This window comes from Hutsoniella sourekii ATCC 700629 (assembly GCF_000518205.1).
GTDB lineage: Bacteria > Bacillota > Bacilli > Lactobacillales > Aerococcaceae > Hutsoniella > Hutsoniella sourekii.
Window position 1 is genome coordinate 66,265 of sequence record NZ_JADD01000003.1, and the last position, 25,786, is coordinate 92,050.

Below are 25,786 nucleotides of genomic sequence, written 5' to 3' on the forward strand. Positions count from 1 at the left end.
AAAATTATGATTGAATTCAAGAATGTCGATAAAGTTTATCCTGGTGGCTATAAAGGGCTTTCCAATGTCAATTTAACGATTGAAGATGGTGAATTTTTGGCTATTATTGGTCGATCTGGGGCAGGTAAGTCTACTTTATTGCGTACGATTAATAAGATGCACCCAATCACTAGTGGGTCCTTAATTGTTAATGGTCAAGATGTGTCGAGTTTAGAAGGCGATTCATTAAGAAGTTTCCGTCAAGATGTTAGTATGATTTTTCAGCATTTTAATCTAGTCGAGAAAATAACTGCCCAGCAAAATGTTCTGACTTCATTTGTACCTAAGTTAAATAGTTGGCAACAAATTTTAGGGATTTATAGCGATGAAATGAAGGTTAAGTCTTTAGAAGCTTTGGATAGTGTAGATATTCTTGATAAAGCATACACACGAGTGGATCAGCTATCGGGGGGACAAAAGCAGCGGGTGGCCTTAGCTAGAACTATCGTTCAAAATCCAAGTATTATCTTAGCGGATGAACCGATTGCTTCCCTAGACCCTATTACTTCTAAACAAGTAATGGAGTATTTCAGACAACTCAATCAAAGAGACGGTATCACGATACTCTTAAATATTCACGATGTGGATATTGCCTTAGAATATGCTACCAGAGTCATCGGAATCAAAAAAGGGGAAGTTGTCTTTGAAGGGCACCCTGATCAAGTAGACCGAGCCGTCTTGGATTTAATCTACGATGGTAATCCTGATGAAATAATTGTGGATTAGGGGGATAATCATGAATCTATTTGATAAAATTTTCAAGCCACATAAACATACCTTAGCTAATGGTAAGGTTGTGCTTGAGAAAAAATCGAGAACTCCGCTAATTCTTATTGTATTACTAATTGCACTTGTAGTTTCCTTGAATGTCACTGACTTTTCGCTACAACAAATTATGGAAAATGGACGTAACATTTTAAATATTATTAAGGATATATTTAAGCCTAATTGGGGATACTTACCAGAAGTAGTTAAACCCTTGCTTGATACTATCAAGATGTCATTATTTGGCTCATTTTTAGGGGCCATGTTTGCTCTACCTGCTGCCTTCTTAGCCGCTTCCAATATGGTGGACAATAATGTTATCAATTGGTTAGTCAAATTACTCTTTACTTTTATTCGTACGATTCCTACTCTAGTGTCCGCACTAATCGCTACTTACATTTTTGGTTTGGGGACTTTAGCCGGTACGGTTGCTATCTTTTTATTCTCTTTCTCTTATGTAGGGAAAATTATGTATGAGGCGATTGAAACCGTGGACATGGGAGCTCATGAGGCAATGATTTCTATGGGCTTCACTCCATTCCAAGCCTTTTTTAGAGGTATTATTCCACAAATTATGCCTACCTATATTTCAACGAGCCTCTTTAACTTTGAAGGTAATGTCCGTTATGCCTCTATCCTCGGTTATGTAGGAGCAGGGGGACTGGGCCTTATTATCAATGAAAATATTGGCTGGCGTGATTATAATCGTGTGGGGACGATTTTATTTGCTCTCTTAATTACTGTATTTATCATTGAACAAATCAGCCGTTGGGCTAGACGTCGCTTAAGTTAGGAGGATGAGTATGTCTAAGGATAGAATTAAAAAGGTATTTGATGAAGAGCCTAACTATCGCCTCATTCAAACGATTGTGACGGTTTTAGTGATTGTTGGCTTGATTTGGTCTTCTTCTGTCGTTGATTTAAGTAACTATAATGGTGATGGTTGGCAAGTGGCCTTATCGATTGTAAAAGGGTTGTTTACACCTGATATGGAGATGCTGACGGATTTTAGTGATGGAGGTTTATGGTATCTCTTGTTTGAGACCGTTTGTATCGCTTTTATTGGTACAATTATTGGTGGTTTATTAGCTTTACCGCTAGCCTTCCTCGCTTCTTCTAATATAGTCCCGTCATGGTTAGCTTTTTTGGTTAATTTCCTAATTATGATGCTTAGAACGATGCCAGCTATTGTCTATGGATTGATGTTTATCCGAGTAACCGGGCCAGGGCCTGCTGCTGGGGTTTTAACTATGACCTTTACTTCAATTGGTATGTTGACTAAGCTATTTTCAGAAGCCATTGCTAATATCGATGGATCGGTGTTGGAAGCTTTTGAATCAATGGGGACGACAGTCTGGCAAAAAATTCGTTTTGGTGTCGTTCCTCAACTCTCAGCTAGCTTCTTATCTACATTGATTTATCGATTTGATATGAATATTCGAGATGCTACGACTTTAGGTTTAGTGGGAGCGGGGGGTATTGGAGCGCCACTTATGTTTGCGATTAACTCCTACCGATGGAATCAAGTTGGAGCTATCTTGCTTGGCTTGATTCTACTAGTCTTAATCGTTGAGACCTTCTCAACCAGAATGCGTCGCCGATTAGCCTACGGTGAATAATCTTTAGTCGTTCTCTTTAAACGCTGATCTGATTCATCTTTCAGATCAGCGTTTTCTTGTTTAGCAGACTAGATATACTTTTTAGTTTATCTAGCCGATTTCCTATGTTAAAATTGTATTAATTAACATACAATATTAAATTTGGAGGAAATAACATGATTACAATTCAACTAAATCTCATTCAAACAATGGGAGTCGCCGTATTAACTATATTATTTGGCAGGTGGTTGGGCCGTAAATTTCCAATTTTGGAAGCTTATTCTTTACCTGCAGCAATTACCGGAGGCTTGTTTTTTGCAGTAATTAACATGTTTTTACGATTATTTAATCTAGTCAACTTTGAGTTAGATACATCATTGTCTTCATTTTTTATGGTAATTTATTTTACAACTATCGGATTTGATGCCAGCTTTCAAGCCCTGTTAAAATCCAAAAATATTGTCATTAAATTTTTGCTTATTTCAGTTATTGCTATTATTGTTCAAAATATTTTAGCAGTTTCATTAGGGAGTCTTGTGGGTATCGAGCCTTTAATTGCCTTACTACTCGGGTCACCATCAATGGTAGGTGGGCCAGGAACGGCAGCAGCTGTTTCGCCAACTATCGCTGATTTAGGCTTATCAAGTGCGACATCTGTGGGTGTTATTGCAGCTACAATGGGCATCATAATGGGGAGTGTTTCTGGAGGGCCTATTGGTTCAAGTTTAGTTCAACGATACCAACTTTCTTCCACAGATTTAGATGCTAGCGCCCAAAGAGTCGAAAAAATCAAAATTCACGAGGAAGTAGATTACTTAACAACTGATCGCGTAGCCAAAATGATTTATTTGACATTTATTTGTATGTTTCTAGGAACTTACTTAACTGAATTGATTAATTGGGGACTAGGCTTTATTGCTTCTGGAATGAGCTTTCCGGTTTATATTGGTCCGATGATCATTGCTTCGATTGTAAGAAATATTTCAGATAACCGCGAGCACGCTATTGTTGATAAACCTGCTATTAATGTTGGTTCAACTTTGGCCTTGAACTTATTTTTATCCTTAACCATGGTTAGTTTGGAACTTTGGACCGTTCTTGAAATCGCGCTACCAATGCTTCTTGTCCTCTTAGCTGAGATGGTCCTGACCTTGCTTTTTGCTTGGTTTATTGTCTACCGTCTGATGGGGAAAAATTACGATGCTGCGGTCATGACAGCTGGATTTGCAGGATTTGGAATGGGATCCTCTTCTAATGCGATGGCCTGTATGACATCAATTACCGATGAATATGGTCCTAGCCCCTTGGCTTTTCTAGCAGTTTCTATTGTAGGAGCACTCTTTATTGATTTCTTTAATATTTTTATTATCTTTGCTTTTATTCATGTTTTGTCTTGATTATTGAACAAGTATATCTGATAGAAAATAGCACCTCTCAAACTGAGAGATGCTATTTTTTTCAAGTGATTATTTTTTAGAATCTGTATCCTTCTTCTGATCATCTTTATCTTTAGAGACTTGGTGATAGAGAGAATTTTCTTTTTCATCTTCTACTAACTTCTGATACATATCATCTTCATCGTCTTCCATTTTCGTCAAAAGATGAACAATGAAGTAGGTATGGCTCCGGAAGCTATAGATTAGGATGACAATGGTAGTAGTAGCGATGGTTACAAAGCCAAAGTGAAGGCTTGGGATTAGCCAAGTGACAATTTGTGCCAAGATAATTGGAACAAATGAGGTAACAACAGCAATTTTAATACGTTGCTTGAAATTCATAGGTTTGGACAGGCGTCGATTAAATACGATAAAGATTAGACTTGAAAGAATAAGAATTTGCAACCAATAAATTATAAAACAAGTCACAAAAATCATGATAAAACCATAGATCTTAAGCAGGTCGGTTTGGTTTGCCATCACATTTAAAGCTGTGACTAGGGCTTGATTATTCTTAAATAATTCCTGATAAATAGGAATTTGATTAATGATACCACCCGTAATAAAGTAGGCATTATTTTTAAAAAGTAAGAGGGTAAACATTTTGTCCGCTTCAATTAATTGCTTACGTTGGCTTGAAATAGGGATTGAGCGGCCATCCTCTTGACTTTCAATGCTTGAGTCAATAATTAATTGGAAGGTGGGAGAAGAATAATAAAGACTCTTATTCCCTTCAGCTAGTTTCAACTCACCCTCCTGGTAAGAAAAGTCAGGAATATACTCTTGCACATGCTGGCTGTCTTGGTTTAGTTGGCTAATGATAGGCACTAATTGTTTGTAACTTGTAGTAGTCATAAATAGCGTAGCAATCAAGGATAGGAGAATCAAAGACCAACCCTTGATGCGAACAGACTCTACGTAATAGCGAGGCTTTAGTAAAGCCTGGGTCAATAAGTTATAGAGAAACTTCATTTTATCATCCTTTAATTATATGCGTAGAATTATAGTAACTAATTCTGGAATGTTTTGCAACGCTTCTTCTCATAAAGAGCATTGAGCCCGACTAATACGAAACCAGCAAGGGAAGTTAGACCACCATAAATGACTGCTTTTGGTCGGTAGCTTAATTCGACACGGTGGAATCCCTTGTTTACGGGGATAGCCATCAGAGTATCATCCAAAACGGGTAGGGGTTCGACCGCTTGGCCATCCAATTGAATTTGCCAACTTTCGTCATAGGGAATGGTCATCAGCAAATAGCCTTGGTCTTGATTCGTTTGAATAGAACCACTGATATGGGTGTTAGAAAAGTGGTCTACTTTAAATAATTGATCTTTTTTTTCTGCAATCATCTGCTGGTACCGCTCTTCGTCAAATGAATAAAGATGGACTAGATTGGCTTTTAATTCGTCTTCTTTTAAGCTGAAACTAAAGGCATGCTGGCCCATTTGGTGATAACTTGCATTGGTAAGCTGGCGTTTTCTAAAGGTTCCATAGAAATTATATTTGGAGCCATCAAGTTTAAGCTCGACATTTTTACCACTAAACTGACTAGGTAAGGTGAAGTAATAAGGTCGATCGGTCGTAGTAAAGTTAAGGGTGACTTTTGCTTCCTGATCATCTCCTGCTAAGTTAGCGTAGGTGTAATAGTCTCCGTCGCCCTGATCAGTTACTTCTACATGGTCATATTCAACAGAATCAAAACTTTGCTTTTGGAAGTAGGGTTGTCCGCTACCATTGTAGTCAATCAATCTTAAGAGTAATTCCTGGTTTTGAATCGGGAGATTCTCTTGAAACTGACTTGATTCAAGTACGATATCTGGGCTAACTTCCATAACCAGGCCTAGTCTGTCAATATTTTCTCTGATTAAATAACGATCAGCTTCTTGAATAATCGGATAGGCTTCATTATCTAAATCTGTTGCTTCTTGATAGAGTTGATACTGGTCATCATTGGTATAATATGAAGCGTTGGCGGTTTTGTCAATGAGGTAACGAACATTAAACAAATCATCTGTGAATAAAGTTCCATTAGTATAGACAGCAAATCCGGTGCCATCAGGTAGGCCTAAATGACCATAAAGACGTGGGACGTGAGCTTCTATGGTTGAACCAAAGTGGTCAAGTCCACTGTAATGACTATACATGGCTTCATTTTTTGTACGCATAAAGGTCTTGTTGATGCGGTAAAAGTCAGATTCGTCATGTCGCAAGCCTGTGACTGCCTGATCCAATAACTGAGTGTAGTCTCTGAACTTGGATTGGTCGACATAAGACATTTCATTTAATATAAAAGCAGCATTTCCAGCTAGATCTACGCTGACCAATAGGAGCAATAAGCCTTCCTTCCATCTAATAGATGGGCTGGGGGCTTGTAAGATAATTAGACCAGTAATAAAGAATACTAGTGTAATTAAAATCTTTACCGGCTCTAGGAAGCTATAGGCATTGATCCATAAGTAAAAAATACAAACACCACTAAACGAAAGCAAGATTGCCAATAATTTCTTAATATTATAGGATTGTGGTCGCTTCACATAAGATTGAATCGCTAGAACAACCATAAAAAAGCTGGTTGTAAATGAAAATCTAAAATGATACCAAATGGGAAATTGCCCCCCATGCCAGATTCGGTCAACAATTCGGTACCGGAAAGAGATAAAAAAGGCTAGAAAAATTAAACCAGCAATGATCTTGTCGGACCATTTGATTTTGCGATTTAAAAAATAAATGCCAAGCAAGACAAGGACTAGGGCTCCAACATAGAGATTGGGAGAACCTGATGACATTTCATCGAAATTAAAGGCTCCAATAAACATCTTGGATAGAACGTCTTGGATACCATGGGCGGTTTCTAGGTTAAACTCCCATTTTAAATTGGCTCCCTTATTCTTAGTGATCGAGTAAAGGGTAGGGATTAAAACGACAGCAGCGGATAAAACAGCTAATAGGGAGTTTTTGATAAAAATTAAGTACTGACCTAAGCTTTGCTTCCAGTTCCATTTGACTTGGTTTTCACTAATCAGGTAAATGGCATACATGGCTAGGAAGAGACATATCATATAGCCAATATAATAGTTAGAAACTAGCATTAGGGCAAGACTAGTAATATAAAGCCCACTCTTACCTTGCTGGAGTGATCGGTCTAAGCCCAAAGCAATAAGCGGAAGTAGGACCAAACCGTCTAACCACATAATGTTCAGGACAAAGACAACCATATAACTCATCAAGGCATAGCTTAAAGAAAAAACAGTATCCATTGGAAATTGTAATTGATATTTATGGCGAGCAAAATATTGAAAACTCAAACCTGTAGCAATAATTTTTAAGTAGGTAAGCAAGGTGACAGCCATATCGAAATTGCTTTCATTAAAGAAGAGTAGAATGAGATTAAAAGGGCTCATTAAATAATAAGCCCAAAGGCCCAACATCTCACCCCCAATGGCCTTTTGAAAGCTATATAAAAACATGGTAGGGTCCTTGGTTAAAGTTTCTTTAAATAAACTAAAAAAATCAATATATTGTTGGCCTAAGTCAACCGTTAATAATGTTTCATGGCCAAAGGGTATAAATTTGCAGAAGATGGCTATTCCCATTAAAATGAGGGAAAGTAAGGCAAAATTTATAAAGTATGGTTTCAATTTGTAAAACATATTTTCACCTCTCTATTTTCACTGTCAACTATCATAGCAAAAAAAGCAGTCAAGTTCACTAAAGCATCATTAAATGAATCTTGATTTTTTTGTGAAAGGAAGGATTATTTGCTATAATTAATTGGATCTTTTGATATACTAGGTTAGATGTCACTAAAAGTGTGACTAGACTAATAGAAACGAGTGAGAGAATGCCAAGATATAAAATCAAAAAAAATAAAAATCAATCGCATATCCCTAAACGATTAAACTTGCTATTTTTTGTTGCCTTCTTGCTGTTTGGCGCTCTTTTTGTTCGTTTAGGATATCTCCAATTATATAACGGGGCTGCTTTTTCTAAGATGGTGGAAAGAACGGAATCGACCGTGTCGACCGGCTCTGTACCTAGAGGAATGATCTATGACAGTAAAGGGCGGATCATGGTAGGTAATCAGCCGGAATTGGCGATTCTATTTACCCGGGACCGGGATTCTCAAGTCTCTTCTCAAGATCTAATTAAGACAGCTACAGAGTTGGCTTCCTTGATTGAAGTGCCTATCTCTCAATTAACTGAACGGGAGATGAAAGATTACTTTTTAGTGAAGAATGAGGATCTAGTGAATAGCCGACTTAGTAAAGACGAAAAGCAACTACCTGGACCGGAACTCTATCAAGTTCAATTGGATCATATTTATTCTCAAGATTTAAACTTTTCAGATGCTGAGAAAAAGATTATTGTCTTGTTTAACCGGATGAATGGTGCCTATGCCTTGTCAACGGTTACGGTTAAGAACCAGAACGTAACTCAAGAGGAAGTGGCTAGGGTGAGTGAACAGCTGGGGAATTTACCAGGGATCACAATTGGTACTGACTGGCAACGAACTTACCCTGAAGGACAAATGTTACGATCCATATTTGGTCAGGTTTCTTCCGAACAGCTCGGCTTACCTAGTGAACAAGCCAAGACCTACTTAGGGCGTGGTTATGCTATGAATGATCGGGTCGGAATTTCTTATCTAGAGCAAGAATATGAGGATGCTTTGAGAGGAACTAAGGCTGAATACAATATTGTTACCAATTCTGCTGATGATATCTTATCAAATGAAGTTATTTATGAGGGGCGCAAGGGTGACAATTTGGTCATGACTATTGACCGCGATTTTCAAAAGAAGATTGAGGAAATAGCTGAAGATGAGTTAAAAAACATGACCAACCGTGGCCTCAATGACCGAGTCTACATCACGGCTATTAATCCTAAAAATGGGGATGTATTAGGTGTAGCTGGTAAACGATTTGAATACGATGAAAAAACCGACTCCTATAATTATGACAAAATCGTTGATGATGCCTTAGGTGCAATTAATACAAGTTATGGTATGGGATCTTCAGTGAAGCCCGCCATGGTTTCCATGGGCTACCAAGAAGGTGTGATTAGCTTAGATAATAATCGCATTATCGATGAGCCATTGAAATTCCAAGCCTCTCAGGAGAAGTCCTCTGTATTCAACCGATCCGGACGGATGGAGATTGATGATATTGAAGCTTTACAAAAGTCTTCAAACATTTATATGATCAAGCTAGCGATGCGTATTGGGGGACAAACCGAGTATGAACGTGATGGTGGCTTGACGATTAAAGCCTCAACGATCGATATTTTGAGAGGTCACTTTGCTGAGTACGGACTAGGAACCAAGACAGGAATTGACCTTCCGAATGAATCGGAAGGATTCAGCCCAGATAGCGACCAGTTAGTTTCTGCCTTAGACTTGTCCTATGGTCAGTTTGACCTTTACACGCCGCTTCAAATGGCGCAATATGTCTCAACTATTGCTAATGGGGGTATTCGTTACTCACCAAGACTAGTTAAACAAATTCGAGGTACTGATGCCAATGGTCACTTAGGGGATGTTCTAGAAGATATTGAACCGAAAGTGATGAACGTTATCCCGATTGATGCGGCAGCTATGAAACGGATTCAAGATGGGATGTATCAAGTATCACATACCAATGACGGAACGGCCAGATACTATTTCCAAAATTATCCGCTCCATGTCGGATCTAAAACTGGTACGACCGAGGCCTTCTATGCTGGTCCAATCAAGTACGCTGCTAATCAACCGGTAACTAATGCGACTTATGTAGGGTATGCACCTTTTGAGAACCCTGAAATTGCGATTAGTGTTATTGTTCCTTACCTTGAAGAAGCGTCTTGGGGACGTGAATCAACCCGAATTGCTCACCGAGTGATGAATGCTTACTTTGGTTCTAAGAGTGATACGAAAGCTCAAATTGAATCTTATCTATCCACTTTCCAAGAACCCGCTTCGTAATAAAAATATAACTCCCAGCTTAGGAAACCGACAATCAATGATGACTGGATTGGATTGCTAAGCAGGGAGTTTTTACTTTAAAAATTCTTATAACTTCCGACAGTTTTGAAGTGTTACAAATAATTTCCTAAAAAAGCCGCACATTTTGTTAGCAATCAGGGACGGGGCAAATCCCTTCAATGGGATCTGCCGTAGTCCACTAAAACAAAATGTACGACTTTTTGATTTAATTATTAAGCTATGTATTTGATCTGTTTAAATAGATAAATTAATAGTAATAATAGGCACCATTAGTAATAATAGAAGCTATGTCATGGATACTCATATCAGAGTTTAATTCGTAGGTTCCAGTTTGAATAGCTGCATCGAGTCCCCATTCATCGATTAAGGCTTGGAATTCACTTGCAGAATTGATGAAGCCTTCAGCTTCTAATTGACTAGCAATTTCTGAAGAGGTTTGTCCACTGACCACTTCAAAGCTACCATCAAGTTCAGGTTGAGCTTGGGCAGGTTCACCTGCGTTTTCCGGTGTTTCTTCAGTATTGCTCTCATCGTTAGGGTTAGCATTAGACGCTAGACTCGCCGTTGAACTTGATTGAGCGGTAGTTGAACTAGAAGATTGCTCACTTAAACTACGTTTAGCTTCCTGATTAGCAGATTGTGCCTCTTGAAGAGAAGCATTCTCATCTTTAAGCGAGATAATTTCTTTTTCCTGGGAAGCTAATTGCGATTCGGCGTTAGAGTTAGAAACGAGTTGATTGACTTTTGTTCCCATCGGAGAGTTTCCTTGGGCAAAGATAGCAAATGCGCCAGTCAAAATTGCAGCAATTAGGAAGCCGATACCTAAGGAACGTAATGATTGTCTATTCATTCGACACTTCCTTTCAAATTAACGATTTTCAATGTAGTCATCGACCACTTTTTGGATGGTCAAGGTATTTAAGTTAACCGACTGACTAATTTCATGCATTGTATATCCTTGGGAATAATATTGAATAATCTGATCCCGGGCTTCAGCTGATACTGGTTCTAATACCATCTCAACTTCAGCAGGTTGGGCCACTAAGACATCTTGTCCTTCACCACTAGCAATGTATTGCTCTAAATCAGTTAGGCGTTGCTTAATAGTAAATAACTCTTCTGATTGTTGAGCTGTGTATTCATCAATTTGTTCTTCTACTTCATCTAGATCATTATCTGCAAAGAAGGATGCAATCATTAAAATGATAGCAATAACAACTAAAATAATGACTAAAATCCAAATATCCATAGGACACCTCTTTCTATTAGTAATCATTAACTATTTTAACAGATATAACATGCAATTCCAATATTAAAGCTGGATCAATTCGCTAAATTTCTGAGAATATTTTAAAAAAGACTGGTAAGTAAAAAGGCTATTTGCTATAATAATTTAGTATTCTTAATTTAAACGAAGAAAATATCTGACATTAGGAGGTTTGAACATGCGAGTAAATATTAACTTGGAATGTACTGAATGTGGTGAACGTAACTACCTGACAGTTAAGAATAGACGTAATAACCCAGACCGTCTTGAAAAGAAAAAATATTGCCCAAGAGAGCGCAAAGTAACTTTACACCGTGAAGTGAAAAAATAAGCTCATGATTTTAAGCTACCCAATATTGGGTAGCTTTTTTTGTCAATCATTGTCTTTGTTATTAAACGTGGTTATCATTAATTGAATATGATAGAATGTGTCTAGTATGGCAAAGGAGGCGCTTATGGAAAATAAAAAAGCAATTCGTTGCCGAGTTTTAGATCTTTTGCGTGATATACATCCTAGTCAGCGTCAAATATGGGAAGCTGACTTATCTGAGTATTTACTAAATTATGTGAAGCAAAATAAAATTCGAAAAATTGGCTTTTACTACGGCTTTCATCCTGAAATTGATACCTATCCAATGATGCAAAGGCTATTAGACTTAGGTTTAGAAATTTATTTGCCGCGTATTCAAGATGATAGGCAGATGACCTTCCACCTCTATCAAGGGGATAGCCATATTGAGATAGTTCAAAAACGAATTCGCCAACCCAAATCATCGTGTCCGATGATTGAGGGAGCTCAAATAGATTTATTGGTGGTGCCTGGTGTGGCTTTTGACTTGGAAGGCAATCGAATTGGTTTTGGTGGCGGCTATTATGATCGTTACCTTGCCCAAAACTCGGTAGCTACATTATCCCTGGTTCTGCCGGTACAAGTGTTTGAAGCCCCATCTTGGAGCCAAGACCGGTATGATTTGCCAGTTGACAAACTATTAATACATCGAGGGCAAATCGTTCATTGCAGGAGGGACCGTTTTGAAATCTAAAACTTATATCACTCATTTACTATTAGTTATCAACCTTGCTGTTTATTTCTTCATGCTTTTTAAATTTGGTACGACAGAAAATTCACTGGTCTTGATGAAGATGGGAGCGAATTTTGCCCCCTTAGTCTGGATAGAAGGTGAATGGTGGCGACTTATATCAGCAGCCTTTATTCATATTGGTATCACTCACTTGCTGATGAATATGATTTCTCTTTATTTTATTGGTCAAGATTTAGAAAAGATTATCGGACCTTGGCGATTTTTAATCCTTTATATGGTATCAGCCATTGGAGGAAACTTATTCTCGCTTGTTTTTTCATCCGGGGCTGTTTCAGCAGGGGCTTCTACAGCTATATTTGGGATGTTTGCAGCCTACATTGGCCTGGCTAAGATGAATAGCCACTTAGAATTTTTACAAGCACGCGCGACCAGCTATTCGGTCTTAATATTGATTAATTTTATCAATGGTTTTCTAAGTCCTGGGATTGACAATTGGGGGCATTTCGGCGGTGCCTTGTATGGCTTTATAGTTACGTTTGTATTGGGATCTAGTACCAGTGAAAAGTCGATCAGTAAGGTCTCAATCTTTGCGATGCTTTTGCTTGTTCTTATTTCCTTTGTAATACTGGGATACGGAAAAATGAGTTTTACTTATTAGGAGGAGTCATGAAAGATAAAATTATTGCCATTGATTTAGGTGGTACTACTGCTAAATTAGCGATTATTAGGGTAGACGGAGCGATTGAGCATGAGTGGATCGTTGATACCGATAAGTCTAATCAGGGTTCTTTGATTGTTCCCAATTTAATAGATTCAATTCGTTCAACCTTATCGAATTTAGATATTCATTCTCAAGATTTACTTGGTATTGGAATGGGATCGCCGGGAACAGTTTCGTCCCAAGATGAGACGGTTATTGGGGCCTATAATCTGAATTGGAAAAACCGACAAGAAGTTGGGGCTCAGTTTAGAGAAGCCTTTCAGCTACCATTTGCAATAGCTAATGATGCAGATGTCGCAGCCTTAGGAGAACAGTGGTTGGGAGCTGGTGATCGGGTTCAAGATCTGGTGATGGTTACACTAGGTACGGGTGTTGGCGGAGGCGTAATTGTTGATGGAAAGATCGTAGAAGGATCAAGTGGAGGTGCGGGAGAGATTGGTCATATCACTATCTTACCAGACAGCCCGATTACTTGTACTTGTGGGAAGGCAGGATGCTTGGAAGCCTTAGCCTCTTCAACTGGTCTAATCAATTTAGTCCACCATTATCAAGCATCTTATGAAGGTGAATCTGAATTCTGTCAGCTGGTGCGTGATAATCAGAAGTTTGAGGCTAAAGATGTATTTGAAGCGGCCAAGGCGGGAGATTACTTTGCTATGGAAATGGTTGATTTCTATAGCTATTATTTAGGCTTAGCTATCTCTCACATCATCAATATCCTCAACCCAGCTATTGTTGTACTAGGTGGAGGCGTCTCAAATGCAGGTGACTTCTTGTTAGGTAAGGTTAAGGAGAATTGTTACCCTTATGTATTTGAACCCCTGCGAGCAGCGACGAGTGTTCGCTTGGCTGAGCTTGGAAATCAAGCGGGTGTCCTGGGGGCAGCCCAATTAATTAATCAATTAGTAACGGAAGAAGGTCGAAGAATTTAATGAGTTTAATTTATGCTTTAATGGCTATTTTAGTAATCGCAAGTTTGGCTTATGGAATCTATTATTTAACCATGTTAGTTATGCGAAAGCGATCAGCAGAGATGGTTAACCAATATGAATTAGCTAAAGATATTAGACGTGTTCAGGTCATTGATGTTCGAGAAGAGCCTGAATTTAACGCCAAACATATTTTAGGTGCCAGAAATATACCCTCATCCCAATTTAAGCTAAGACTGGGCGAGCTGAGAAAGGACAAGCCTATTTATCTGTATGATGATGATCTGACTCAAGCGTCTCGTGCGGCGAATCAATTGCGCAAAGCTGGCTATAGTGAGATCTATATTTTAGAGGATGGTTTTGAATCTTGGACAGGTAAAACCAAGAGTAATATTTAATTATTAATTAAAAGCAAGAATGGTTCGATTAAATATTGATTTAACCGAACCATTCTTGCTTTTGGATTTGTGTGAGCCGATAGGGCCCTTATTTAGCTAATAAGTTATAATAAATAGATAGACCTAGACTCATAACAATTGAAGCGAGGGTGACGAGTACAATGCTAAGAGCCAATACTTTTACTAAACGATCCATCCGAGATTTTTTCTTTTTTTGATATTTTTTACTCAATCTTTTACATCTCCAATGTTTTCTTTTTTTAGATTGTACTAGAATTTTGCGTGATTGGCAACTCAACCTATAAGATGTGAAAAATATGAGTAAGACCTGTCAAAAAGTGGATATTTCTAATGAAATTGTGTAAACTTGGGTTAGTGAAATCAATCAAATTATATAGAAAGAGGGAGTAGCATGACTAAAGAAAAAAAACCAAGAGTACTAATTATCGAAGACGAGGATAATTTAGCTCGGTTTGTTGATTTGGAACTTGCACACGAAGGCTATGAAACAATGGTCTGCAATGACGGCCGCAGTGGACTCGAAGCTGCCCTGGAGGAGGATTGGGATGTCATTCTTCTAGACTTGATGTTGCCAGAATTGAATGGTCTTGAAGTGTGTCGCCGGATTCGTCCTGTCAAAGACACGCCGATTATTATTATGACTGCTAGAGATTCTGTGATTGACCGCGTCTCTGGTCTTGATCAAGGAGCGGATGATTATATTGTTAAACCATTCGCTATTGAGGAATTATTGGCGCGCTTACGGGCCCTATTCCGCCGTATTCATCATGAAGAAGAGCAGAGAGCCACTCAACAGCCAACTGTTACTTACCGCGATTTAACCATCGAAAAGGCCAACCGGGTTGTTAGACGCGGTAAAGAAGTGATTGAGCTGACTAAGCGTGAGTATGAATTGCTTCTTTATTTGATGGAAAACCTTAATATGGTCTTATCGCGAGATGTTCTATTAGATAAGGTATGGGGATATACATCTGAAGTGGAAACGAATGTCGTCGATGTATATATTCGTTACTTGCGTAATAAGATTGATAAGCCTGATCAAGAATCTTATATTCAAACGGTTCGTGGAACTGGTTATGTAATGAGAACTTAATGATGAAAGATTCTAATGGTAAAAGAAAACAACCCCTTTCCTTGCGTTGGAAATGGGGAATTTTCTTATTTGTAATATTTAGTTCCCTATTTTTCCTAGTATTAAAGACCTACTCTCATTACTCACACAAGATCCAGATTGAAGCTTATCAAGAGCAAGAAAAAGAGAGCTTCATTCGTGTTCAAAACTACATGATCAATCACTTGTCTCAAGACCGAACAGATCTTCAAGGCTTGACGCAGACTTTGAAGCGATTGTCTTTGGATGAAGTGACAATCGTAATCAAAAGCCCTAACAATGAAATTCTCTATCAAACGAGGCCCTCTGTCTCATTGCCTGAACTTGAACCTGACCATGAATGGGGCTGGGTGGAAAGTAATGGCGAGGAATATTTGGTCGGAGTTCGGACCTTGCTCCCTTATAACTACCCGCAGAATGCCTTACAAATTGAATACTATGCCCATCCTAGAAGATTGTTAGCCCTCGTCAACGACCAGGATCGTTTGATTAATTATTTGATCCTCGTCTCAGTGATTCTGACTCTAATTGCTTCATTTTTATTAAGTCATCGTTTCTTGAGATTTTTAACTTATTTGAATAATTCACTGGACTTAGTAGAAGAAGAAAGTCTATCCGATATTCGAGTACGTAAACCCAGAAGTGATGATGAGTGGAGTGATTTAAGTCTGCATGTGAATCGTCTTCTTGATAAAATCGATAGCTATGTAACCAATCAAAAGCAATTTGTTGAAGATGTCTCGCATGAGTTGAGGACCCCAGTTGCTATTGTAGAAGGACACTTGAAGCTGTTACAAAGATGGGGTAAGGATGATCCAAAGGTTTTAGCTGAATCCATTGATGCTTCTCTACAAGAGATCACACGCATGAAGGGACTCGTTCAAGAAATGCTGGACCTGTCAAGAGCTGACCATGTAGATGTGGACTATAAAGATTCGATCACAGAAATATACTCCACAGCCAAGCAAGTGTATAATAATTTTGTTATTTTATACCCTGATTTTAATATTTTCTTGGATAGCGATGAGGATTCAACACCGGCATATGTAAGGATGTATCGTAATCACTTTGAACAAATCTTAATTATTCTTCTCGATAATGCTGTTAAGTATAGCACCGATCGTCAGGAAATTCATTTATCCGTTAGTCGTAGCATTAACCAAATTGAAATTGCTGTACAAGACTTTGGCGAAGGCATGAGTGAAGAAGATAAAGATAAGGTTTTTGGTCGTTTCTACCGGGTTGATAAGGCGCGCTCAAGAGATAAGGGTGGTAATGGATTAGGTCTGAGTATTGCGCAACAATTGGTGACTACCTATCGTGGTAAGATTTGGGTAGACAGTTCACTTAATCATGGATCGATCTTCTATATCGAACTACCCTTGATAACAAACACTGAAACCATTAATAAATTGTTAAAAATTGAAGCCGAAAGAGATAGCTTCTAAAATTTAAAGCCCTCAGAAATCGTATCGAATTCTGAGGGCTTTATAGTCTTTAATTATTTGCGATTTTGTTTACCTTCATTACGTCTTTTGTTTTTCTTTGTAGGAACCAGTCGATCTGAATCAATTTCATGAGAAGGATTTACTCGTTTTTTACGAGGTTTGATTTGTTGCTTGTACTTGGCAATTTCTTCTTCAACTTGTTGCTGGGCTTTTGGACGTACCACTTGATTCATATATAATTGTTGAATAACAGCCCAGATTCCACCAGCTAAGAAATAAAGACCTAAACCAGCAGCAGAAGAATAAGAGATCCAACCAAGCATGATCGGATTCATTAACATCATGGTTCGGCTAGTAGAAGCAGCCTGCTCATTATCGCTTTGTGGCATGGTCTTAGTCATCAACCAGCCTTGAAGAGCGTAAACAATAACGACTGCAACGACGATCACCAAGCTACGTTCTCCTAGATGAATCCCGAGGAAGGTGCTTTGTTTAATCGCTTCAGAAGAACGAATGGCGGCATATACCGCTGAAATAATTGGTAACTGAAGGAGTAGTGGTAAGCATCCACCCAGTCCTCCCATCATGTTAATGTCGTATTTCTTGTAAACACCCATTAATTCATTTTGTAGTTCTGCTTGAACTTTAGGATCCTTGCTGGCTTGGATTTCTGCATTTATTTCATCTATTTCAGGCTGAGCAAACTTCATCTTAGCCTGAGACATCATGGAATCCCTAGTCATCTTCATAGAACTTGGCATCATAAGGATTCGAGTTAAGATGGTCACGATAATAATCGCAATTCCGTAGTTATTGCCAAAGAGGTTAGCAATCCAGTCTAAAAAATGCGCCATTGGTCGCCCAATATATTCATAGACCCAACCTGAAGGGTTACCAGCTGAGTCATATGAGACACAACCAGTCATCACTAAGCAGACTAGCATCAGCAAACCTGCAAGTTGTAATAATCTTTTCGTTTTTTTGTTCATATCTTCACTCCATCATCAAATATTCATACTAGACAACTATACTGAACTTGCATTAATTTTTCAATGAAAATAAAAGAGTCTTTAATAGATAATTCTAAAGTCGTGATACTGTTTAGCGAGCTCAATTTCATGGACTTCAACTTGCTTGATTTTCATCATTCGGTGTCGGGGTATCTTGATCAGTCGAATAAACTCTCTGATAGATCCCTGATCGCCTTGAGCGATGACCTTGACTCTACCATCACTCAAATTTCTGACCGTTCCATAGACAGGAAGATGGCGGCTGCATTCCTGAACGTGAAAGCGAAAACCGACCCCTTGAACCTGGCCTGTAAAAAGTATTTCATATGTCTTCATCTACTATCATCCTATTCGAAAAAATTCAATCATCATGCTATACTAGATCTTGGTTTATTATAGCAAATACCTATTCGACTAGCGAGGGGGGAATCAATGGCACAGTCACAACAATCAAGAAGTCAATCGGCTAAAACTTATCAATTAAATTATGTAATTGCTGGCTTAATCTTATTGTTTATCCACACAGTGGCTTTATTGCATTGGGGATTTTTAGGGATGATGATAACGAATCTATATCGGCTTGTTGTTGGTGAATTCTACCCACTAATAATGGTAGCAATTATTTCTCTATCCTTGTATATGATTATCAAAGGACGTAGACCAATCATAGCTTGGCCAAGGCTTTTAGGTTTTTCTTTGGTAACTTTATCATTAGCAAGTTTTCTTCATTTTCAAAGGTTTAGTCCTTACCGAGCACAAGGTTATCGTATGATTAGTCAAGTCATTGATTTATTTAAGGATGACTTTTTAACGGGACAAGCTAATCAACCGCTCGGTGGTGGTGTAGTTGGTGCTTCAACTTATACCTTATTAACGCCATTATTAGGATTTATGGGGAGCTATTTATTGCTTGTTCTGATCTTTCTTATCGGTTTTTGTTTATTAGTAGGAATTAGCCACAGAGACCTAATCCAAGCTACTCAATCCCTAGGTCACTACTTAAGAATAATGGGCCAAAAATCCCGAACTAGCTTGAGTCACATGAAAGAAGTTTTTCAGTACGGGGCACCGGGAGATACTCGTGTTGATGACGACGCAAGCGATCATTCTGAAATTGGTTCAGAAGCGGAATTAAATGAAGAAGGATATGATCAATTGACAAATTATTATCGAGGGGAAGAAAATAAAAAAAATTCAACAAGTTTTCTTAATCGAATAAAATCAAGTTTTCTAAGAGATAAACAAGCAAGTCCTGAGGACCTCTATCATCACCGTTACCAACCAGCTTTTAAGGAAGACAAGAATCAGGAATGGAAAGATTACAACCAAGGAGTTCCTAAAGCTCGAACAGCTGCTAAACAACGTCGTGAAAAAGATGTTATTTTGGATATGGATTATTTTGATCAGATGGACAGTGGTATTGATTCTTCGATTAATCAACAAGTCAATTCCAGTCCTTCTCAAGTATTCAATGAACATAATAATTATCAGGACATTCCAATATCAACTAATAATCAAGTAATTCCCACTTATAATCAGACTAACATTCAGGACAATCACTCTAAACTAGATGAAGATGAAGCAGAGACAAACCAGCAAAAGGACTCTCGAGCTCAAGAGGAATCTAGCAGCTTCAACCCAGACTTTGAATCACCAAAATTAGCGGCTAGTCATTGGCAAGATGCCGCTCATACCAAGCACCAAGTAGGTAGTAATGACTGGGATGAACTATTGAGGGAAGAAGAAAGCACTAGCCACCAAACACTCCCTAAAAATAAGGTGAAAGCTGGGAGCTATCAACTACCAGGTCTGGACTTACTAACTAAAAGACCAGTCGCAGACCAATCAGAAGAATATCAACATATTAACCACAATATTGAGAAGTTGGAACGAACTTTTGATAGTTTCAATATCGATGCTAAAGTGGTCAAGGCTAACTTAGGTCCTGCAGTAACCAAGTATGAAATAGAACCTGCCATTGGTGTAAAAGTTTCTAAGATTGTATCACTATCAGATGATATCGCCCTAGCTTTAGCGGCACCTGATATCAGAATGGAAGCTCCTATACCAGGAAAATCCTTAATAGGAATTGAAGTTCCTAACAAGCAGGTCAGTGCGGTTTCTTTCCATGAGGTTGTGGAAGCAGGGCTTGAATCTGATAAACTGTTAGAAGTTCCCTTGGGGAGAGATGTTTCAGGAAGTGTCTGCTTAGCGGACTTAGCCAAGATGCCCCATCTGCTAATAGCAGGGGCTACAGGGAGTGGTAAATCTGTAGGAATTAACGTTATTATCGTCTCCTTACTCATGAAAGCCCGTCCTGAAGAAGTAAAATTCTTAATGATTGATCCCAAGCAAGTCGAGTTAAATTTATATAACGATATTCCTCACTTACTAAGTCCAGTGGTCACTAATCCACGGAAAGCAGCCCAAGCGCTGAACAAGGTAGTTCAAGAAATGGAGCATCGCTATGAGTTGTTTGCTTCAGTCGGGGTCAGAAATCAAGAAGGCTATAATGATTATGTAGAAAAAGTTAACAAAGAAGAGGGAACAGGTTATCAAAAGTTACCAAAGATTGTGGTCATTATTGATGAGTTAGCGGACTTGATGCTGGTCGCTAGTAACGAAGTAGAAAATTCGATTATTCGTTTAGCGCAAATGGCTCGTGCGGCAGGCATACATATGATTATTGCCACCCAAAGACCTTCTGTGGATGTCATTACAGGGATCATTAAAGCAAATGTTCCGTCACGACTAGCTTTTGCAGTGTCAAGTGGGACAGATTCTAGAACCATCCTAGATAGTAATGGGGCTGAAAAATTACTAGGCCGAGGAGATATGCTCTTTCAACCGATGGGGATGAACAAACCCCTGAGAGTGCAAGGAGCCTTTATTTCAGATGATGAAGTGGAGCGAGTGACTAATTTCATTAAGGCCCAACGAGAAGCGGACTATGATGAAAATATGATCGTTAGTGAAGAAGAGATGGAGCAGGCCGAAATCTCTGAAGATGAGTATTTTGAAGATGCAATCGAGTTAATTAAGGGACAGGAAACCATTTCAATTTCTCAGTTGCAACGGTCCTTTAGAATTGGCTATAATCGAGCCGCGCGCTTGATTGATGATCTTGAAGCCATTGGTTATGTCAGTGGACAAGATGGCAGCAAGCCAAGAAAAGTACTAATCGATTAGTAAAACACGAACGTTCGCCAGTAAATGAAGGTGGAATATTTCTTTGGATTGTTATCCATTGGCATAATCGATATAATTATTTTAGGTTAAAAATTTGGGAGGGAATGGAATGAAAAAATTTAAGGCGTTGATGGCTACTTCAGCAATTTTAGGAGCTCTAAGTCCTGTAATGGTAGCAGCTGAGGATGATTTTTCTGCACTGATGATCACTGATATTGGCGGTGTTGACGATAAATCCTTCAACCAAAGTGGTTGGGAAGGGCTAACTGCTTGGGGTGAAGAAAATGGAAAAGAAAAAGGACCTCAAGGTTACGATTATCTTCAATCCAATAGTGATTCAGACTTTATCACTAATCTAAACTCAGGAATGGCAGCTAATTTTGATATTATCTTTGGGATTGGCTTCAAGTTAGAGAATGCTTTAGCAGAAGTGGCAGAAGCAAATCCTGATCAAAAATTTGGAATTATTGATGCAACAGTAGATCTTCCAAACGTTGTATCAGCTCAATTTAAAGACCATGAAGCAGCTTTCCTTGCTGGAGTTGCAGCGGCGTCAACCACTGAAACAAATAAAATTGGCTTTATCGGTGGGGTAGAAGGTGTTATCTTAGACCGATTTGAAGCTGGTTTCGTAGAAGGGGTTAAGGCTGTTAATCCGGATATTGAAGTAAATGTTGAATATGCAGGATCCTTTGATGATGCTTCACTTGGTAAGCAAATGGCAGCAGCGATGTATGCCAATGATGTTGATATCATCTTTTCAGCAGCGGGAGAAACTGGTAACGGAGTGTTTGCTGAAGCCAAACATTTAGTAGAAAATGATCCAGAACGTAAGATCTGGGTAGTTGGCGTTGACAGAGACCAAGATGCTGAAGGTATTGTGGAAGTGGATGGACAAGAACGTCATTTAACCCTTACTTCTACCTTGAAAGGGGTCGGCGCTGCAGTTAAGCAACTAACTGAAGAAGCTCAAGCTGGAAACTTTGAGGCTGGCTACCGTGAATTTGGTCTTGAAGATGGTGGTGTTGGAATCACCCGCGGACAATTAAGCGATGATGTCTTCAAGTTAGTGGAAGAATACCAAGAAAAACTAATCAATGGTGAAATCGAAGTTCCTGAAACACCAAAAAATTAATTGAAAATTGCGGACCGAACACCACGAGATGTGTGGGTTCGGTCTTTTTTAAGGAAGGGGAAGACAATTTTGCCACAGGAAATAGTGATGGAAATGGCCCATGTTTCCAAAGAATTTGATGGTTTCTATGCCAACAAAAATATCAATTTAAATCTGTATCAAGGGGAAGTACATGCACTACTAGGTGAGAATGGTGCTGGGAAATCTACCTTGATGAATATTTTGTCTGGATTATTAGAGCCCTCATCCGGACAAATTTTTATTAAAGGTCAAGCGGTGACAATCGATTCACCCAATGAAGCTAACCGACTTGGAATTGGTATGGTTCACCAGCATTTTATGCTCGTTGATGCCTTTACTGTTCTTGAAAATATTATTTTGGGTCAAGAACCCAATCAATTTGGCTGGTTAGATAAGGATGAGGCCAGAGAAAAAGTTCAATCCCTCATTGATCGTTATGGCTTAGAAGTAGATTTAGACTCTCGAGTTTCGCAAATTAGCGTGGGCATGCAACAACGAATCGAAATCTTAAAAGTTCTTTATCGTGGGGCTGACCTTTTAATTTTTGATGAACCTACAGCTGCCTTAACTCCTCAAGAAATCGATGACTTAATGGATACCTTACGGGCCCTAACCGCTGAAGGCAAATCAATCATAATCATCACTCATAAATTAGAAGAGATTATGGCGGTTGCTGATCGCTGTACGGTTATTCGCCGAGGAGAATCAGTGGCTACTTGCCGGATTGAAGACACCAATTCACAAGAGCTAGCCAGCTTAATGGTTGGTCGATCAGTCTCTTTTCAAACTGAAAAGAAAGTGGCCCATCCTGGACAAACTGTCCTTCAAGTCGAAAATCTTAAGGTGAAGGATGGAAGAGGTCTCTTAGCTGTCAATGACTTGTCCTTGGAAGTTCGCTCAGGCGAAATCGTAGGAATTGCTGGAATCGATGGCAATGGCCAGTCCGAGTTGATGTTGGCTTTAAATGGTCTTCTACCTGTTGAAAGTGGTAAGTTGAGTCTTAAAGATCAAGATATGACTCGCTTAAGCCCGCGCCAAATTAATGAAGCTGGTCTAGCCCATATCCCTGAAGATCGCCATAAGCATGGTTTAATATTAGATATGACCGTTAAAGAGAACTTATTGATCAAGGATTACTATCATGAGCCCTATGCAAATCATGGTTTACTTCAGGATGCGCCGATGACTAAGCAGGCCAAAGAATTAATCAATGCATTTGATGTACGAACTGTATCTGAGCAAGTAGCGATTCGTTCGCTTTCCGGTGGTAATCAACAAAAAGCAATTATCGCCCGTGAACTCTCTCAAAAACCAGACCTGCTCTTAGCAGCCAATCCTACTCGTGGTTTAGATGTAGGGGCGATTGAGTTTATTCACCAAGCCATTATTGACTCAAGAGACAGCCAAAAGGCAGTTCTCCTAATGAGTTTTGAACTGGATGAAATAATGAACTTATCTGATCGAATTTTAGTTATGTATGAAGGAAAGATCGTCGCAAACCTAGAAGCATCCTCAACCAACCAAGAAGAGATAGGCTTGTTGATGGCGGGGACAAGATTAGAAGATATCCCGAGATTAAAGCAGGGGGGACAAGTTTATGCATAAAAATGGACAGAGAAAATTATTAATCTCTCTATTATCTGTTTTGATAGGTCTTCTGGTAGGAGCCTTCATTATGTGGATTTCTGGTTACCATCCTTGGACCGGTTATCAGGCTTTAATCCAGGGTGCAGTTGGCACTCCATTTAACATCGGCCAAACTTTGAGGGCTGCAACTCCTTTGATCTGTACGGGTCTAGCTTTCTCTGTTGCCTACACGGCCGGATTCTTTAATATCGGTCTGGCAGGCCAAGCTCTCATGGGCTGGTTGGCTTCGGTATCCTTTGCTTTGGCTTTTCCAGATTTACCTAAATTCATCTTACTGCCATTATCAATTGTTATTGGGATGCTAGCAGGGGCCTTTTGGGCTGGAATTGCTGGGTATTTGAAGGCTTATTTCAAAACGAGTGAAGTGATCGTAACCATAATGTTGAACTACATTGCGGTTTATGTAAATGATTATTTGATCCGTAATATTCTCACTGATCGGGCAGATGCCACGGATTTTATTTCAGATAATGCCAGTTTGAGAATCGATTGGTTGACTCAAGTAAGTGGGGGCTCCACCCTTCATGGGGGGATCTTCTTAGCTATTCTTGCAGTTATCTTGGTATCAATCCTATTAAATAAGACCACGCTTGGCTTTGAATTGAAATCCGTTGGGCTGAATCCTCAGGCAGCTTCTTATGCTGGAATGGATGCTAAGCGAAATATTATTTTGTCAATGTGTTTATCAGGCCTTCTAGCTGGCTTAGGTGGGGTCATGAATGGTTTGGGAGAATTTAGAAATATCTTCCTGACTCAAGGTGTTGCACCGGCTATCGGATTTGATGGGATGGCTGTGGCCCTACTTGGAGGCTTGAGCCCGGTTGGTACGGTCTTATCTAGCTTACTTCTTGGAGCCTTGCAAACAGGAGGGAATCTGATGCCTCTAGCAGCGGGGGTTCCTAGTGAAATTGTTGATATCGTAACAGGTATTATTATCTTTTTTGTGGGAGCTAATTATGTGATCACCTATTTCTTTGATAAGAGTGCTCACATGCATAAAGTTAACCAAAATCAAGGAGGAAGCCAAGATGCTTAACACATTATCACTTATTGTTTCCTCAACGCTCGTTTACTCGGCCCCACTAATTTTCACTGCTTTAGGCGGTGTTTTTAGTGAACGTAGTGGGATTGTAAATGTCGGTTTGGAAGGAATTATGGTCATGGGAGCCTTTAGCTCTGTTATTAGTAATTTGATGCTAGCCGACCAATTTGGTGTTTGGACGCCATGGATTGCGGTTGCCATTGCCGGATTAGTTGGACTTGTCTATGCGAGCATTCATGCGGTAGCAACGGTTCATTTAAGAGCGGACCATGTTATTTCTGGTACGGTTTTGAATTTAATTGCTCCTGCATTAGGGGTGTTTCTAACGCGTTTAATGTTTGATGGCAAGGGCCAAACGGAAATGATCAGTCAATCGTTCGGCTATTTTAATTTTCCAGTACTAGCGCAAATTCCAATTATTGGTCCAATTTTCTTCAAGGGCACTTCTCTACCTGCCTATGTGGGGATCTTGCTGGCTATTCTAGCATGGCTGATTTTGAATCAGACACGGTTTGGTTTGCGCTTAAGAGCGGTGGGAGAAAATCCTTTGGCAGCTGATACTTTAGGAATCAATGTCTACGCCATGAGATATGCAGGGGTATTGATTTCTGGATTTCTAGGTGGAATGGGAGGCGGAGTCTTAGCTCAATCCATTTCGCTAAACTTTTCTGTTTCAACGATTGCGGGTCAAGGTTTTATGGCGATGGCAGCCATGATCTTTGGAAAGTGGAATCCTTTAGGAGCGATGGGCGCAGCTATATTTTTTGGATTTGCCCAATGTTTAGCGGTGATCAGTTCTCAACTTCCAGTGATTGATAGTATTCCATCTGTATACTTGCAAATTGCGCCTTATGTGATTACAATAGTTGTATTGGTTTTAGTGGTTGGTCAATCACTTGGACCTGCTGCTAACGGTACCACGTACATTAAGAGCAAATAGAGAAAATTAAATCAATAAAAGTTTCCAGTACTTTGAGTACTGG

Annotated in this window: 23 protein-coding genes; 17 read left to right on the top strand and 6 right to left on the bottom strand. The window is 39.2% G+C overall.

The features are described 5' to 3' along the window. The first annotated feature begins 6 nt into the window (after positions 1-6). The 4 genes from phnC to T408_RS0100320 all read left to right on the top strand — a co-directional run bounded on the left by phnC (position 7) and on the right by T408_RS0100320 (position 3,799). A complete protein-coding gene (phnC, locus tag T408_RS0100305; protein ID WP_028118172.1) occupies positions 7-765 on the top strand; it encodes a phosphonate ABC transporter ATP-binding protein in 759 nt (252 codons plus the stop codon). 10 nt (positions 766-775) lie between these two features. Continuing rightward, positions 776-1,597 carry a phosphonate ABC transporter, permease protein PhnE gene (gene phnE / locus T408_RS0100310; RefSeq protein WP_028118173.1) on the top strand — a complete coding sequence of 274 codons (822 nt, stop codon included), beginning with the start codon at positions 776-778 and terminating at the stop codon, positions 1,595-1,597. 10 nt (positions 1,598-1,607) lie between these two features. Continuing rightward, positions 1,608-2,423: a phosphonate ABC transporter, permease protein PhnE gene (gene phnE, locus T408_RS0100315; protein ID WP_028118174.1), complete on the top strand. Its 816-nt coding sequence runs from the start codon at positions 1,608-1,610 to the stop codon at positions 2,421-2,423. 155 nt (positions 2,424-2,578) lie between these two features. After that, positions 2,579-3,799 (top strand): sodium/glutamate symporter, encoded by a 1,221-nt coding sequence (locus T408_RS0100320; protein WP_051444686.1) that lies wholly within the window; start codon positions 2,579-2,581, stop codon positions 3,797-3,799. Between the two features lie 69 nt (positions 3,800-3,868). Here T408_RS0100320 and T408_RS0100325 read toward each other — a convergent pair whose 3' ends face one another. Beyond that, complete coding sequence (locus T408_RS0100325; protein WP_028118176.1) at positions 3,869-4,810, bottom strand: DUF1189 family protein; 942 nt, start codon at positions 4,808-4,810, stop codon at positions 3,869-3,871. Positions 4,811-4,848: 38 nt separating this feature from the next. Further along, the gene (locus T408_RS10315; RefSeq protein ID WP_051444687.1) at positions 4,849-7,491 is read right to left on the bottom strand and encodes a YfhO family protein; all 2,643 of its coding nucleotides are present in this window, start codon (positions 7,489-7,491) and stop codon (positions 4,849-4,851) included. Between the two features lie 191 nt (positions 7,492-7,682). Here T408_RS10315 and T408_RS10320 point away from each other — a divergent pair, with 191 nt between their 5' ends. Beyond that, on the top strand, positions 7,683-9,800 hold the full coding sequence (locus T408_RS10320) for a peptidoglycan D,D-transpeptidase FtsI family protein (RefSeq protein WP_035419607.1): 2,118 nt from the start codon (positions 7,683-7,685) through the stop codon (positions 9,798-9,800). Between the two features lie 268 nt (positions 9,801-10,068). Here the strand turns inward: T408_RS10320 and T408_RS0100340 are convergent, their stop codons facing one another. Both T408_RS0100340 and T408_RS0100345 read right to left on the bottom strand, forming a co-directional pair. Then, a complete protein-coding gene (locus T408_RS0100340) occupies positions 10,069-10,671 on the bottom strand; it encodes an endolytic transglycosylase MltG (RefSeq protein WP_028118177.1) in 603 nt (200 codons plus the stop codon). An 18-nt stretch (positions 10,672-10,689) separates the two neighbouring features. After that, positions 10,690-11,070: a hypothetical protein gene (locus T408_RS0100345; RefSeq protein WP_028118178.1), complete on the bottom strand. Its 381-nt coding sequence runs from the start codon at positions 11,068-11,070 to the stop codon at positions 10,690-10,692. A 196-nt stretch (positions 11,071-11,266) separates the two neighbouring features. Here T408_RS0100345 and rpmG point away from each other — a divergent pair, with 196 nt between their 5' ends. The 7 genes from rpmG (at position 11,267) to T408_RS0100380 (ending at position 16,759) form a co-directional block, all read left to right on the top strand. After that, complete coding sequence (gene rpmG, locus T408_RS0100350) at positions 11,267-11,419, top strand: 50S ribosomal protein L33 (protein ID WP_028118179.1); 153 nt, start codon at positions 11,267-11,269, stop codon at positions 11,417-11,419. A 124-nt stretch (positions 11,420-11,543) separates the two neighbouring features. Beyond that, entirely contained in the window at positions 11,544-12,131 is a 588-nt protein-coding gene (locus T408_RS11590; RefSeq protein ID WP_051444688.1) for a 5-formyltetrahydrofolate cyclo-ligase, read from the top strand. Further along, a complete protein-coding gene (locus tag T408_RS0100360) occupies positions 12,121-12,789 on the top strand; it encodes a rhomboid family intramembrane serine protease (protein ID WP_028118180.1) in 669 nt (222 codons plus the stop codon). Before T408_RS11590 ends, T408_RS0100360 begins: the two co-directional genes overlap by 11 nt. Positions 12,790-12,797: 8 nt before the next feature. After that, positions 12,798-13,784: an ROK family glucokinase gene (locus T408_RS0100365; protein WP_028118181.1), complete on the top strand. Its 987-nt coding sequence runs from the start codon at positions 12,798-12,800 to the stop codon at positions 13,782-13,784. Next, positions 13,784-14,179 (top strand): rhodanese-like domain-containing protein, encoded by a 396-nt coding sequence (locus T408_RS0100370; RefSeq protein WP_028118182.1) that lies wholly within the window; start codon positions 13,784-13,786, stop codon positions 14,177-14,179. The genes T408_RS0100365 and T408_RS0100370 overlap by 1 nt, the downstream gene beginning before the upstream one ends. 412 nt (positions 14,180-14,591) lie before the next feature. Further along, positions 14,592-15,293 (top strand): response regulator transcription factor, encoded by a 702-nt coding sequence (locus T408_RS0100375; RefSeq protein WP_028118183.1) that lies wholly within the window; start codon positions 14,592-14,594, stop codon positions 15,291-15,293. Next, on the top strand, positions 15,293-16,759 hold the full coding sequence (locus T408_RS0100380; protein ID WP_028118184.1) for a sensor histidine kinase: 1,467 nt from the start codon (positions 15,293-15,295) through the stop codon (positions 16,757-16,759). Before T408_RS0100375 ends, T408_RS0100380 begins: the two co-directional genes overlap by 1 nt. 53 nt (positions 16,760-16,812) lie before the next feature. Here the strand turns inward: T408_RS0100380 and yidC are convergent, their stop codons facing one another. Together yidC and T408_RS0100390 are read right to left on the bottom strand one after the other, a co-directional pair. Beyond that, positions 16,813-17,748, bottom strand: a complete 936-nt coding sequence (gene yidC, locus T408_RS0100385) for a membrane protein insertase YidC (RefSeq protein WP_028118185.1) — start codon at positions 17,746-17,748, stop codon at positions 16,813-16,815. A gap of 81 nt (positions 17,749-17,829) precedes the next feature. After that, positions 17,830-18,105 carry an acylphosphatase gene (locus T408_RS0100390; RefSeq protein WP_028118186.1) on the bottom strand — a complete coding sequence of 92 codons (276 nt, stop codon included), beginning with the start codon at positions 18,103-18,105 and terminating at the stop codon, positions 17,830-17,832. A 96-nt stretch (positions 18,106-18,201) separates the two neighbouring features. Here T408_RS0100390 and T408_RS12305 point away from each other — a divergent pair, with 96 nt between their 5' ends. From T408_RS12305 to T408_RS0100415, 5 genes are all read left to right on the top strand, one after another. Beyond that, positions 18,202-20,958 carry an FtsK/SpoIIIE family DNA translocase gene (locus T408_RS12305; RefSeq protein WP_035419612.1) on the top strand — a complete coding sequence of 919 codons (2,757 nt, stop codon included), beginning with the start codon at positions 18,202-18,204 and terminating at the stop codon, positions 20,956-20,958. Between the two features lie 109 nt (positions 20,959-21,067). After that, entirely contained in the window at positions 21,068-22,093 is a 1,026-nt protein-coding gene (locus tag T408_RS0100400; protein ID WP_028118188.1) for a BMP family lipoprotein, read from the top strand. 66 nt (positions 22,094-22,159) lie between these two features. Then, positions 22,160-23,719, top strand: coding sequence for an ABC transporter ATP-binding protein (locus tag T408_RS0100405; RefSeq protein ID WP_328285582.1), 1,560 nt, complete (start codon positions 22,160-22,162; stop codon positions 23,717-23,719). Continuing rightward, positions 23,712-24,797 (top strand): ABC transporter permease, encoded by a 1,086-nt coding sequence (locus T408_RS0100410; protein ID WP_028118190.1) that lies wholly within the window; start codon positions 23,712-23,714, stop codon positions 24,795-24,797. Before T408_RS0100405 ends, T408_RS0100410 begins: the two co-directional genes overlap by 8 nt. Further along, entirely contained in the window at positions 24,790-25,743 is a 954-nt protein-coding gene (locus T408_RS0100415; RefSeq protein WP_028118191.1) for an ABC transporter permease, read from the top strand. The genes T408_RS0100410 and T408_RS0100415 overlap by 8 nt, the downstream gene beginning before the upstream one ends. Positions 25,744-25,786 lie beyond the last annotated feature (43 nt).